This is a genomic window from Cognataquiflexum aquatile (genome assembly GCF_003316845.1).
Taxonomy (GTDB): domain Bacteria; phylum Bacteroidota; class Bacteroidia; order Cytophagales; family Cyclobacteriaceae; genus Cognataquiflexum; species Cognataquiflexum aquatile.
Genome location: NZ_QMIK01000004.1, coordinates 391,342 through 403,813, shown reverse-complemented (window position 1 = coordinate 403,813; position 12,472 = coordinate 391,342). Strand labels below are relative to the sequence as shown.

Here is a 12,472-nt window from a genome sequence, read left to right as displayed (position 1 = left end):
AAAGCAGAGAAATATTTTACCTCTTGGTTTTTTTTAGCCCAATTCAGGTTAACTTTATAAAAGCTCCCCTTCCACAACTTTTTTTCCTTTAACCAAACCCAGAATACCATGAGAGATTCAAAAAAAATCAACATTATCGGTGGTGGTGTTGCAGGTCTTGCTGCAGGAATTTACGGAAGGCTCAACGGATTTGATGTCACCATTTTTGAAATGGGAAAGAAGACGGGTGGAGCCTGTACTTCTTGGGAAAAAGCAGGTTACAATGTCAACGGTTCCATTCATTGGCTCGTCGGTTCTGCACCCGGAATAGATTTTTATAAGATGTGGTCTGATCTTGGAGTTTTGCAAAACATGGATTTTCATTACCATGAAAGTTTCTTGGAGTGCAAAAACATCAATGGAAAGGATATCCATTTTTATAGTGACCCCAATAAACTTCAGCAACATTTATTGGCTATTTCTCCGGTAGATTCAAGATTGATTGGAGAATTGATCCACAATATCAAGATTCTGTCGGATGCCAATTTTACCATGGACCGGGCTTTTGGTTTGATGCAGGCTTGGGATTGGAGCAAGATCTTTATGGATAATATGCCTGCCGTAAGTGCCCTGGGAAAATATAACGAAATGACAGTCAAGGAATTTGCAAAAAAATTCCAGTCGAAAATTCTGAAAAAGGCTTTTGAAAATTTATGGTCACCGGACATGTCCATGAGTTTTATGCTTCTGCAATTGAGTTATGCTGCAAATAAAATAGCAGGTTATCCTATCGGGGGGTCAGGGAAATTTACCGAGATGCTGACCAAAAGGTATACGGACCTTGGGGGCAAATTGAAGTTGGGACAAAGAGTCACCAAAATCATCATTGAAAACAATAAGGCAGTTGGAATCAAAACTGAAGATTTAGTATCCCACTTTTCTGACTATGTGGTTTCTGCCTGTGATGGCTACACGGTATTGTTCAAGTTACTGGAACCGGGTTATGTGGATGAAAGTACACTGGATGCCTACAGGACTTTAAAAACTTTTCCCTCTCTCCTGTATTTTTCTGCCGGCCTCAACCGCACATTTGAAAAAGTCACTTCTTCCATCATCGGGCTCAATATCCCTTTGGACAAAAAACTCAGGGTAGGAAATTGGCTTCATGACAGGATATCCTTTCAAATCTACAACTTTGATCCCACCATTGCTCCAAAGGGAAAAACTCTGGTCACAGCCATGATTGACACGGATTTTGAATTTTGGGAAAAACTTCATCAAAAAGGAGAAGAAGCTTATCTCGAAGAAAAATCAAGGATCGAAAAAGAATTGCTCAAAAATCTGGAGCGAGAATTTCCCGGAATTTCCGATCAGGTAGATTTCATGGATATCAGTACCCCTATCACATTTGAAAACTGGACCGGAAATCACAACGGTAGCTTTAAAGGCTGGTTGCCCACTCCGAGGTCTACCAAGACCAAAATCTCAAGCCATTTTGACCAACTGAAGGGATTTTATATGGCAGGTCATTGGGTGGCCACAGGAGGAGGATTGCCACCGGCAGCCTTTTCGGGCAGAGATGCCATCCAACAAATCTGCAAATCGGAAGAAAAAATATTTGAAACAGGATCGAAAGGATAAGAAATCCAACTTTTGTAAACATCCTGCACAATTTGAACTCCGCTTATCAAGAATGCAGGATTCTTTCATTCGAAATTATTTAGCTTGACCTTTCATCAGTCAATCAAACCTATTTTATCCACCATGAAAATCAAAAAAGCAGCAATCTTCTTTTTGCTACTGATCTTGGTAAATAACACCTTTGCCAACGATGGCTATAAGCTTTGGCTACAATATCTACCCTTTGAAAACAAAGCAGTAAGCGATTATTACAGGGATTATCTCGAACACATCACCCTATCCGGAGCTTCTGCCACCCAAACGGTCATCCAAAAAGAATTTGAAATCGCCTCGGAAGGTTTTTTTGGTCACCATATCCATCCTGTTTTTTCAAAAACTACCGGATCAAATTTGACTTGGGTGCTCAAAACTGATGACTTACCTGCTGACACCAAAAGCAAACTGGGGCCAAAACTCGATGAAATCAAAGAAGAAGGCTATTGGCTGAAATCCTATCAGGGAAAAATCATCATCACCGCAAAAACAGATATTGGCCTATTGTATGGCACTTTTGCTTTTTTGAAAGCCATACAGACAAGGGAAAAACTGGAAAACCTTGACCTTCTAGAAAATCCGAAAATCCAAAAAAGACTTCTCAACCATTGGGATAACCTCAACAGGACAGTAGAAAGAGGATATGCCGGCTTCAGTATTTGGAATTGGCACCGGCTTCCGATGCATATCGATCAGCAATACATCGACTATGCCCGGGCCAATGCTTCAATCGGCATCAACGGAACCTCGATTACCAATGTCAATGCCAATGCCTTGGTCCTGACACCTGAATATCTGGAAAAGTCAGCTGCGATTGCAGATGCATTCAGACCATACGGTATCAAAATTTACCTCACGGCAAGGTTCAATGCTCCGATGATATTGGACAGTTTGCCCACTGCCGACCCTTTGGATCCGGCGGTGCAGGCTTGGTGGAAAAAGAAAACCGAAGAGATATATTCCTACATACCTGATTTTGGAGGCTTTTTGGTCAAAGCTGATTCCGAAGGACAGCCCGGTCCGCACAATTATGGACGAACCCAAGCCGACGGGGCGAACATGCTTGCGGATGCTGTCAAGCCGTTTGGCGGGATTGTGATGTGGCGGGCATTTGTCTACAATGAAAAGACACCAACCGACAGAATCAAGCAGGCTTTTGATGAATTCAAACCTTTGGATGGGAAATTCAGGGATAATGTGATCGTGCAGGTCAAAAACGGACCGCTTGACTTTCAGCCTAGGGAACCATTTCATCCGCTTTTTGGCGCCATGCCAAAAACCCCTTTGATGATGGAATTCCAGATTACAAAGGAATACCTAGGCCAAGAAACACATTGGGTAAATCTAGCTACCATGTGGCAAGAAGTGATACAATCTGATACCTATGCCAAAGGAAAAGGGAGTACTGTCAGCAAAGTTATAGACGGAAGCCTTCATGGCTACCCGCTTACGGGTATTGCGGGTGTTGCGAATATAGGAACAGACAGAAACTGGACCGGGCATCCTACGGCCCAAGCGGATTGGTATGCATTTGGAAAACTCGCTTGGAATCCTGACAGCAATATTGACGATATCGCCGAGGATTGGCTGAAAATGACATTTACTAATGATGCTGAGTTTGTCAATACCTCCAAGGATATCATGCTCCAATCCTATGAAATTTTGGTCAATTATATGACCCCATTGGGATTGCACCATATTATGGCTAGAAGCCATCATTGGGGACCCGGGCCTTGGGTGACCGGCGGCGGTAGGGAAGATTGGACAGCTACTTACTATCACAAAGCATCTGTAGACGGCATTGGGTTTGACCGCACAGATAAAGGAAGCAACGCCTTGGCGCAATATTCCCCTGAATGGAAAAAAACTTGGGGAAATGCGGACAAAATTCCTTTGGAGCATTTGCTTTGGTTTCATAGGGTCTCTTGGGATAAAAAACTGAATACAGGAAATACCTTATGGACAGAAATGGCTTTGCGTTATCAAAAGGGGGTTGAAGGAGCAAGATGGATGCAAACACAATGGTCCGGTCTGGAGGGAAAAATAGACAGAGAAAGATTTGAGCATATCAGTTCTTTTTTAAAAATCCAGGTAGCTGAAGCGGAATGGTGGAGAGACTCCTGCCTGCTTTACTTTCAGCAATTTTCAAAAATGCCACTTCCTGCCGGGGTTGAAAAACCTAAATATGATTTGAATTACTATGTAAACTTTAAAAGAAATTTTGTGCCCGGCATTTAATGCATATACCCATGAAACCTATACTCCTATTTTCAATCTGTCTATTTCTCCTCTCGCTTTCATCTCAAGCCCAAGTGGGAATGAAAGATGCGTTTGGAGATTCCTTCAAAATCGGAGCTGCTTTGAACAACCGGCAAGTCAACGGTCAGGAACCTAAAGCCATTGCGGTCTTAGAAAAGCATTTCAACAGCATCACAGGGGAAAACATGATGAAATGGGGACCGATTCACCCTGAGCCTGATAAGTATAATTTTGACCCGGTAGACAAGTTTGTGGCATTGGGAGAAAAATTAGACGCTTTCATAGTGGGCCACACCTTGGTATGGCACAACCAAACCCCTAATTGGGTTTTTGAAGATGCCGATAAAAACCTCCTAGGGAAAGATGCATTGCTAAAAAGAATGGAAGACCACATTGAAGCGGTGGTGGGCAGGTACAAAGGAAAAGTGCATGGTTGGGATGTCGTCAATGAGGCCATTTTTGATGATGGCAAAATGAGAACTTCCAAATGGTACAATGCGGCAGGAAAGGACTTTATAAAAAGGGCTTTTATTAAAGCCAACCAAATGGATCCTGAGGCAGAATTGTATTACAATGACTACAACATGTGGAAACCAGAAAAAAGGAACACTGCAATATTATTGGCAAAAGAGCTCCGCGCCGATGGAATCAGAATAGACGGTATTGGGATGCAGGGACATTATGGACTTGAGTCTCCTTCTATCGAACAGATTGAAGCTTCAATCGTAGCCATATCTGAAGCAGGTTTTAAGGTGATGTTCACCGAATTGGATATCGATGTACTTCCAAACCCTGTCAATAGGCACGGGGCGGACATAGATGCCACTTTTGAGTCGGATGAAAAATTCAATCCATTCAAAGAAGGTCTTCCTATTGAAATCCAAGAAAAATTAGCAAAACGATATGGGGAATTGTTTGCGCTTTTTTTCAAGCATCGAGACAAAATCACAAGGATTACCTTTTGGGGAATCCATGATGGAGGAAGTTGGCTAAACAACTGGCCAATGAGAGGAAGAACCGCCTATCCCTTGCCTTTTGATAGAAATTATGATGAAAAATCTGATGTGATCAAGGAAATCCTAGATAGTAGGTCAGTCCGCTGATAGCCTGTTAATAATTCTCCTATTGGAAGATTTCAGATTAGGTACAAATTTTAAGAAGGGGATTGGCAAAACAAATTTTGCCAATCCCCTTTTTTTATGTAATCTATTAAAGATTAAACAAAACAATACCTTTTTAAAGACTAGGAATAATCAAATTTTATTCTGATTTTTTCAGTAAAGTAACTCTTTACCATAAGGAACTTTAAATCTGATTCGAATAGCATAGCCAACTATTTAGAATTATGAACTCAAGCAAAGATTTAAATCCGTTCAAAAAAATGAAAGATTCTAGATGGTCTTTCATCGACAAAGCTTCAATCGATTTTTTTCACCAACCTTTTCTATTAAAAATTTATGGAAGAAAATGACTCAAAAGTAGGTTCGATCATCGAAACCATCCAGTCAGGAACACAACTCGTCACAGGAGGCGAAAGTGCTGAGCCCAAAAAAATGACTTTTATGAATGCCTTTTCTGCGGTTTTTAATGGGCTTGGTATCGGGCTTTTGTTGGGAATATTATTGTCTACCACCTTGTCCCCGGTAGTCAGCGGGGTAATCGCCACCGTATCTTCCCTTCTTGCTGTCTTAATTGGGTTAAATGAGAAATATTTAGACCCGGTCAAAAGTCTCAGGATAGGTTCTTTTGGACTTTTCACGGTAGTTGGGATTATTGCCGGACTTTACCTTCGGGCCAACAACCCCTTTGCCCCTACCCTCAAGGACAAAATGGAAGAGTATAAATCCATAGGGTTTTCAGATGAGGAAGCTAGGAATCTGATTATGGGTTTTATCAAATCCGATACTTCCAAGGCCCAAAGAGAGGCGAGTTTGTTGTATTCCACCGTTGTCAATTCATCAGATTGTGACATCCTATATTACATGACTGCTGAGACTCCTGTATCTGAAATGGTCAATACATTCAGGTCCACAGAAGGCATTTGGCGAAAATTTGCAGATACTTTTCAATCCGACCTTCCGGAAGAACTCACAGGAAAGTCTCTGTTGATGGTACGGGACAGTTTCTGTAATTCATCCTCTTCCGAGCCGTACAAAATTTCGAATACAGAACAGATCAAAGCCATTGATCCCAATAATGCTATTGGAGAAATAGAAAACCAGATTTCGGCTGCGGGCGAAAACTGGAAAAGCCTTGTTTCGAATGCACAAAGCCAGTTTTCAGAAGCTGAAAGAGCAATAATCTACGGAGCCATTATTAAAGTTTTTAAATGATGAAAAGAACAGTTCTTATTTCACTATTTGTTTTGTCGGCCATCTTTTATTCACAAGGCCAACAGTTTGATCCAAATCAGATCAAAAACTCCCTCGTCCGCGTTGTGGTGACCATCAATGACAAAGAGTCAAAAGTATTGACCGGATTTGTATGGAAAAATCCAAACCAGGTTGTGACTTCCCTTCACGGGATGAGCAAGACGGGAACGATCAAAGTGTTGTACCTGAATAATGCCTGGAGAAAAGTCAAAATAAAAAAAGTATATCAAAAGGCAGATTTGGTGCTGTTGGAGGTGCTACCGGGACAGGACCCAGTGCCGATTGGCGTCGCTCCTATCAACAATTTCCATGTGGGTCCTATTAAGTTTGGAGCTGATGTGTATGCTTTTGGATTCAACAGCGGAGCACCGGGAAGCTCCTCGAGAATCCTCCGGAAAGGGGATGTCAGCCCCGAAACGCTGAACAGCCTTATTCCAAGTAAAGACAAGGCCGCCTTAGCGAAAATAGGTTTTCCTGCTTTGGATTTAAATATCCTTTACCTTGAAGGAAGCCTTCTGCCCGGGTTTTCCGGTGCTCCTGTTTTTGATTCGCAGGGAAGACTCATAGGTGTTGGGGATGGAGGTTTGGAAAAAGGTGCCAGTAACGTCAGTTGGATCATTCCTGCAAAATACCTCACCGAACTCGAAAATTCGACTGTAACTGCACTTCCAGCAAATTTTGAAACCTTATCACAGCTCTTCTCAGCGGATGTACGGATCGAGACAACGGCTGAGAATTCAGAAATTTTAGGGGAGGAATTGTTTAAGCAAACCTATGCTGATCCTGTGGAGACGGATGAATTTGAATTTTATCCTACCAAAAACAGGTCTTTGATGGAAATGGTCGAAACCTCTGATGACCCTGAAAACCTGATGAAATTTGCAGAAGAATTGGAAGGGGACATCAAAATAACCCTCGATTATGAAGGGATGCGTTTCAATATTTTTGAAGACATCAACAACGGAGTGGTATTGGCTGTACCTGTAGAGCAGGAATTGATTTACAGCAATGAAGAAGAGGCTTTTCAGGTGGTTTCCGAAGTAGATGACGGTATGAATATCTACCATATCGGCTTGAAAGATGATTTTTCAGAAACTGATTTTGATGAATTGCTCGTAACCGTAGGAGAGCTGATCAACACAAATTTTGCGGAAAGGTATGGTCTAAGCGGATTCACCATAGATGAAGAATATTCCTATACCTTGGATTTTGGTCCTGACCGGAAAATCGCGTGGGTGCTTTCTGCAGCCAATGAAGGGATTACGGGGCAGGATGGTCTTACCTATGTGGTCTATGTCTATATGACTGTGTTAATGTCAAGTGAAAAAACTTTTATGTCTGTGGCTACAATCCCGATTCCTGCTGAATTTATCGTTCTCACAGCCACTTTGGGAGGTCTTGACTGCAACAATCCCGGCATGTATGCGCAACAATGTGAGTATATGGCCAAAGTTTTCAAGACATTTTCAGCCACTCATTTGACGACTTTTGCTTATTGATCTTTAATTCCGAAAGCATTTTTCTCTTGAAAATCCAACTACTCCATTACCTCAGAGAGATTAATTCTTAACGGTTTTTCATTGGATGTTTGGTTTCAACTGTGGTCCTTTGAGATAATACCAATTGTTTACACTTAATTGATGTGATATGAACAGTGAAGCGAAGCCAAAAGATGATTCAGAAATGATGAATAGAATTTTTGATTCTTTCTCCTTAAAACGCTTGAAGATTGCTTTAATAGTCTTTGAAAAAGAATTGGAATCACTGAAAAACAATGCTGATGATATTTCGGGAATTTCAAAAAATGTAGAATGGAAATCACCTGCAGAAGGACTTTTGAAGAATGCAAAACAAGCTGCCAAAAATCATAACACCGAAAAAGGCTGGAGATGTCTAAAAGCAGCAGATCGCTTTATGCATTTTGGATTGGCCGAACATGCCCCTGAACTTCTGATTTCCAAATAAAAATCTTATCTCATAGAGGCCAAGGATGAAAAAAAGGGATTATCCAAATGGAGGAGAGATTCCATCATTGAATTACTTGATTTCAAAGAAGAAATAGAACCAAGTGAGGGTGAATCAGGTGAGATAAATAAAGAAATAGAGGAGAGTAAAAAAAAGCTAATCGGAGTTTATAGAACTATTGAAGCCAAAAGGCTACTTGACGAACATTATGACAATGTTTATCAGAAACAATCGATTATAAAAAACAGGTTAATCTGGCTTTCGGGAATTGGATTTTTAGCCATTGTTCTTTGGATGATATTGTATCTACCTGTTCCTATTATCCAAGCGGAAGGAAATGATCCTTTTGGGATAGCCTTTGCCAACAACCCAATCAAATTTTGGCTAGCCATTGTTTTTGCCGGCATTTTAGGGTCTATCCTCAGTTCCTTTACCTCGGCTATTGGATATGAAAAAGGAACAAGTATTCCATCTGAGCTTTCTAGCAATGTTCTTGCTTTCGCCAGGCTGATGGTAGGGGCTTTATCCGCTATTGTAATTACGGTTTTCCTGACCGCGGAAATACTGAATTTTCAACCGAAAAACTATGCATTTATCTTGGCACTTGCGATTGTTTCGGGGTTTTCAGATAGATTTTTAATCAGTGCAATCGAAAAAATGGTTAAAACATGATTAATCAACATACTATCAGACCATACCTTTTTCAAAGTGCGGAGATAAGGTGGTTCCTTCCTCCCGATACAGAATGGGAATTTGTTTTGGAATGGTTTATGGGTAAGGATTACAAAAAAAACGATCAGTTCGCCGATAATACTTTAGGGGAAATATTTCCCAATAATATAAAAAGAGAGGAATTAAGGACAGATGAATATCTGATCATTCCGAGTTGCACCTCGGTTGGGGTAAAAAAACGGCAGGGCAAATTAGAGGTGAAATCACAGATTGGGTTACCGGAAAAATATATTCACGACTCAATTTCCGGAGAAATAAACTATTGGTCAAAATGGTCTTTCCAACCTTCGGAATCAAATACATCGATCATGGAAGACGATTTGAGGTTGTCGGGTGAATGGCTTAAAATATTTAAGGTCAGGTACTTATTGAAATTTTCCCAATTAAAAGATGATATCATTGAAATTTCACCTGAAGAATGGCCCGAGTCAGGATGTCAAATCGAATTAACCCAGATTTGGGCAGAGAATGATTTGCAAAAATGGACAAGTTTTGGTTTCGAGGCTTTCGGAGGTTCTTTTCAAAATATGAAGGAAAATTTGACCGATTCAATCCATTTTTTCATTTCTGAAAGAAAAAGACCTTCATTTTTATTAGACTCCGACAACTCCATGAGTTATCCTGAGTGGATTCAGAATTTCAAATAATTCCAAATGGTGGCTGGTTTTGAACGGATTCAAATTCACCAAAAAGATGCTTTCAGGAATGTTTTTTATATGATCTCCCGCCTACCTATCTTAATGAAATAGAACCAATAAAACCTTCCGAGGGAGTGGATTATGAATTTCCGGAAACCGGTGATTTTGACAAGTCTATTGGAAAGAAATCCAAGTTATGGTGATGGGTCCCGCTAAAAGTCCTTGAACAGATATTGTTTCAGATTTTTTTTCCAACCTGCCAAAAATCACTTTCAGGTAAGCAGAAAATCCCTATTTTTAGACCAACCCAAATATCAAACCATGCACTTATCCGACCTTGAAATTGCCCATGCATCCAAGATGCGTCCTATTTCCCAGATTGCAGCCAAACTTGGCATCCAAGAAGACGATCTTCGGCCATACGGAAAATATGTAGCCAAACTCCCACTCAGGCTGATCGACGAATCAAAAATAAAAGGAAAAAAATTGATCCTGGTAACGGCCATTACGCCTACTCTGGCCGGCGAGGGCAAAACTACTGCAAGCATCGGATTGGCAGAAGGCCTCAATAAGATCGGTGTAAAAACAGCGGTGGTTCTCAGAGAACCATCTTTAGGTCCTGTATTTGGGATGAAAGGCGGGGCTGCAGGCGGGGGCTATGCCCAGGTTTTGCCTATGGAATACATCAACCTCCACTTCACCGGAGACTTTGCCGCCATAGAAAAAGCCCATAATCTATTGTCTGCTTTGGTAGATAACCATATCCACAACCAAAATAACTCGCTCAACATTGATCCCCGAAAGATCATCTGGAAAAGGGTTATGGACATGAATGAACGTGCGCTGAGAGATATTGTGATCGGACTCGGCGGGTCGGCACAAGGGATACCAAGAGAATCAGGCTTTGATATTACCGCCGCGTCAGAGGTAATGGCTGCTTTGTGCCTTTCCAATGGACTGATGGACCTAAAAGAAAAACTGGGAAATATCATCATCGGATATACGTATGACGATGAACCTGTCCGGGCACATCAGCTCAAAGCACAGGGCGCAATGACGGCATTGATGAAGCATGCCATCATGCCAAATCTTGTCCAGACCATTGAAGGCAATCCAGCCATCATCCACGGCGGGCCATTTGCCAATATCGCCCAAGGATCCAATTCGATCATTGCAACCAAAATGGGGCTTTCTCTTGCCGACTATGTCGTAACCGAAGCCGGTTTTGCATCCGACCTGGGTGGGGAAAAGTTTCTTGATCTCAAATGCCAATACGGAAACCTCAAACCTGATGCGGTGGTCATAGTGGCAACAATAAGGGCTTTAAAGAGCCATTCGGGAATACCATTTCCTGATTTGAAAATTCCAAACAAAGAAGCTGTCGCCTTTGGCCTGCCTAATCTCGAAAAACACATTGAAAACATGCGGCATTTCATGTTGGTGCCGGTAGTGGCAATCAACAAGTTTGCAACTGATTCTGAGGAAGAAATACAGGTGGTCATTGACCATTGTGAAAAATTAGGAGTAAAAGTTGCCATTTGCGAAGCTTGGGAAAAAGGCGGAGAAGGTGCCACCGAACTTGCCATGGTCGTCAAAGAAGCTGCTGAATCAGGAAAAAGCAACTTCACGCCGCTATACCGATTCGATTGGAGTATAGAACAAAAAATAGAAATCATCGCCCGGAAAATATACGGAGCGGCAGAAGTGGAGTATAGCGTCAAAGCAAAACAGCAAATCAAGCTATTCAAAAAGATTGGCCTGGATAAGTTGCCGGTTTGCATTGCCAAAACACAATATTCACTTTCAGATGATCCCAAGCTTACCAACAGGCCTTCAGGGTTTACGATAAAAATACGGGAATTTGACATTGCGGCGGGTGCCGGCTTTATCATTCCAATTGCTGGAACCATCATGAGGATGCCCGGACTTCCTTCCAAACCTGCCGCAGAAAGTATTGATATTGACGCAGAAGGCAACATTACCGGTTTGTTTTAAACTTGGTTTTTTGGAAATTTATAAGCAAATAAAATCGGATTTTATGAAAAAGCTTTTGGTTATGTTTTCTGCCGCCATCTTTATGGCAACTTCGATTTCCTGCAGTTCTGAAAAATCCTTAGAACAGGGAGACTCAGTTGAAATCTCATCTTCTTCTGTTGCAATCGGTGACAACAGTCAAAACAGTCTGGATTGGAAAGGGGTCTATAAAGGGGTTTTGCCTTGTGCTGATTGCGAAGGAATAGAAACAACCATTAACCTAAAATCAGACGGCAAGTTCACAAGAACCTTAAAATACCTTGGTAAAGAAGATGGCTTTTTCTCTGATGAGGGGACATTTCAATGGAAAGAAGACGGTTCAAAAATCACTATATCAAGTGAACAGGGTGAAAGTCAGATGTATCTGGTAGGAGAAAATGTGTTGTTCCATTTGGACAAAGACGGAAACAGGATTTCGGGTGAATTGGAAGAAAAATATAAACTTCCCAAAAACCCGACAGATCCACGACTGGAAGATAAAAAATGGGTCTTGACAGAACTCAAAGGAAAACCTGTCGAGAAGAAAGATGGATTGAAAGAGGCTTATATACAATTTGATATGGAGACCAGCGCATTTCATGGAAATGGTTCTTGCAATAATATCTTTGGACCATATGAACTAAAGGAAGGGAGCCGGATATCTTTTGGGAATACCGCCTCTACGATGATGGCCTGCCCTGATATGGAACCGGAAATGGCGTTTTTGGAGATTTTGAGACAGGTGGACAATTACAGTGTGACTGACGGCACCCTTTCATTCCAAAAAGCCAAGATGGCACCATTGGCACGATTTTCACATAAAAAAACTGACTAATTCAA

At 41.4% G+C, this 12,472-nt stretch carries 10 protein-coding genes; all 10 read left to right on the top strand.

Annotated features, from left to right (window positions below):
* Window positions 1-108: 108 nt before the first annotated feature.
* Window positions 109-1,620, top strand: a complete 1,512-nt coding sequence (locus tag DQW11_RS13310; RefSeq protein WP_113924560.1) for a phytoene desaturase family protein — start codon at window positions 109-111, stop codon at window positions 1,618-1,620.
* Window positions 1,621-1,743: 123 nt separating this feature from the next.
* Entirely contained in the window at window positions 1,744-3,891 is a 2,148-nt protein-coding gene (locus DQW11_RS13305) for an alpha-glucuronidase family glycosyl hydrolase (RefSeq protein ID WP_113924559.1), read from the top strand.
* Window positions 3,892-3,902: 11 nt separating this feature from the next.
* The gene (locus DQW11_RS13300; RefSeq protein WP_113924558.1) at window positions 3,903-5,015 is read left to right on the top strand and encodes an endo-1,4-beta-xylanase; all 1,113 of its coding nucleotides are present in this window, start codon (window positions 3,903-3,905) and stop codon (window positions 5,013-5,015) included.
* A gap of 354 nt (window positions 5,016-5,369) precedes the next feature.
* Window positions 5,370-6,245 (top strand): hypothetical protein, encoded by an 876-nt coding sequence (locus DQW11_RS13295; RefSeq protein ID WP_113924557.1) that lies wholly within the window; start codon window positions 5,370-5,372, stop codon window positions 6,243-6,245.
* Complete coding sequence (locus DQW11_RS13290) at window positions 6,242-7,783, top strand: S1 family peptidase (protein ID WP_113924556.1); 1,542 nt, start codon at window positions 6,242-6,244, stop codon at window positions 7,781-7,783. Before DQW11_RS13295 ends, DQW11_RS13290 begins: the two co-directional genes overlap by 4 nt.
* Window positions 7,784-7,931: 148 nt before the next feature.
* Window positions 7,932-8,249 (top strand): hypothetical protein, encoded by a 318-nt coding sequence (locus DQW11_RS13285; protein ID WP_113924555.1) that lies wholly within the window; start codon window positions 7,932-7,934, stop codon window positions 8,247-8,249.
* A gap of 294 nt (window positions 8,250-8,543) precedes the next feature.
* Window positions 8,544-8,921, top strand: a complete 378-nt coding sequence (locus DQW11_RS13280) for a hypothetical protein (protein ID WP_113924554.1) — start codon at window positions 8,544-8,546, stop codon at window positions 8,919-8,921.
* Entirely contained in the window at window positions 8,918-9,628 is a 711-nt protein-coding gene (locus tag DQW11_RS13275; protein ID WP_113924553.1) for a hypothetical protein, read from the top strand. Before DQW11_RS13280 ends, DQW11_RS13275 begins: the two co-directional genes overlap by 4 nt.
* Window positions 9,629-9,940: 312 nt before the next feature.
* The gene (locus DQW11_RS13270) at window positions 9,941-11,614 is read left to right on the top strand and encodes a formate--tetrahydrofolate ligase (RefSeq protein WP_113924552.1); all 1,674 of its coding nucleotides are present in this window, start codon (window positions 9,941-9,943) and stop codon (window positions 11,612-11,614) included.
* A 43-nt stretch (window positions 11,615-11,657) separates the two neighbouring features.
* A complete protein-coding gene (locus DQW11_RS13265; RefSeq protein WP_113924551.1) occupies window positions 11,658-12,467 on the top strand; it encodes a copper resistance protein NlpE N-terminal domain-containing protein in 810 nt (269 codons plus the stop codon).
* Window positions 12,468-12,472: the final 5 nt, after the last annotated feature.

What these genes read in the sequence shown, in the direction of transcription:
- DQW11_RS13310 (WP_113924560.1), top strand. Translation starts at nt 109, where the DNA reads ATGAGAGATTCAAAAAAAATCAACATTATCGGTGGTGGTGTTGCAGGT.
- DQW11_RS13305 (WP_113924559.1), top strand. Translation starts at nt 1,744, where the DNA reads ATGAAAATCAAAAAAGCAGCAATCTTCTTTTTGCTACTGATCTTGGTA.
- DQW11_RS13300 (WP_113924558.1), top strand. Translation starts at nt 3,903, where the DNA reads ATGAAACCTATACTCCTATTTTCAATCTGTCTATTTCTCCTCTCGCTT.
- DQW11_RS13295 (WP_113924557.1), top strand. Translation starts at nt 5,370, where the DNA reads ATGGAAGAAAATGACTCAAAAGTAGGTTCGATCATCGAAACCATCCAG.
- DQW11_RS13290 (WP_113924556.1), top strand. Translation starts at nt 6,242, where the DNA reads ATGATGAAAAGAACAGTTCTTATTTCACTATTTGTTTTGTCGGCCATC.
- DQW11_RS13285 (WP_113924555.1), top strand. Translation starts at nt 7,932, where the DNA reads ATGAACAGTGAAGCGAAGCCAAAAGATGATTCAGAAATGATGAATAGA.
- DQW11_RS13280 (WP_113924554.1), top strand. Translation starts at nt 8,544, where the DNA reads ATGATATTGTATCTACCTGTTCCTATTATCCAAGCGGAAGGAAATGAT.
- DQW11_RS13275 (WP_113924553.1), top strand. Translation starts at nt 8,918, where the DNA reads ATGATTAATCAACATACTATCAGACCATACCTTTTTCAAAGTGCGGAG.
- DQW11_RS13270 (WP_113924552.1), top strand. Translation starts at nt 9,941, where the DNA reads ATGCACTTATCCGACCTTGAAATTGCCCATGCATCCAAGATGCGTCCT.
- DQW11_RS13265 (WP_113924551.1), top strand. Translation starts at nt 11,658, where the DNA reads ATGAAAAAGCTTTTGGTTATGTTTTCTGCCGCCATCTTTATGGCAACT.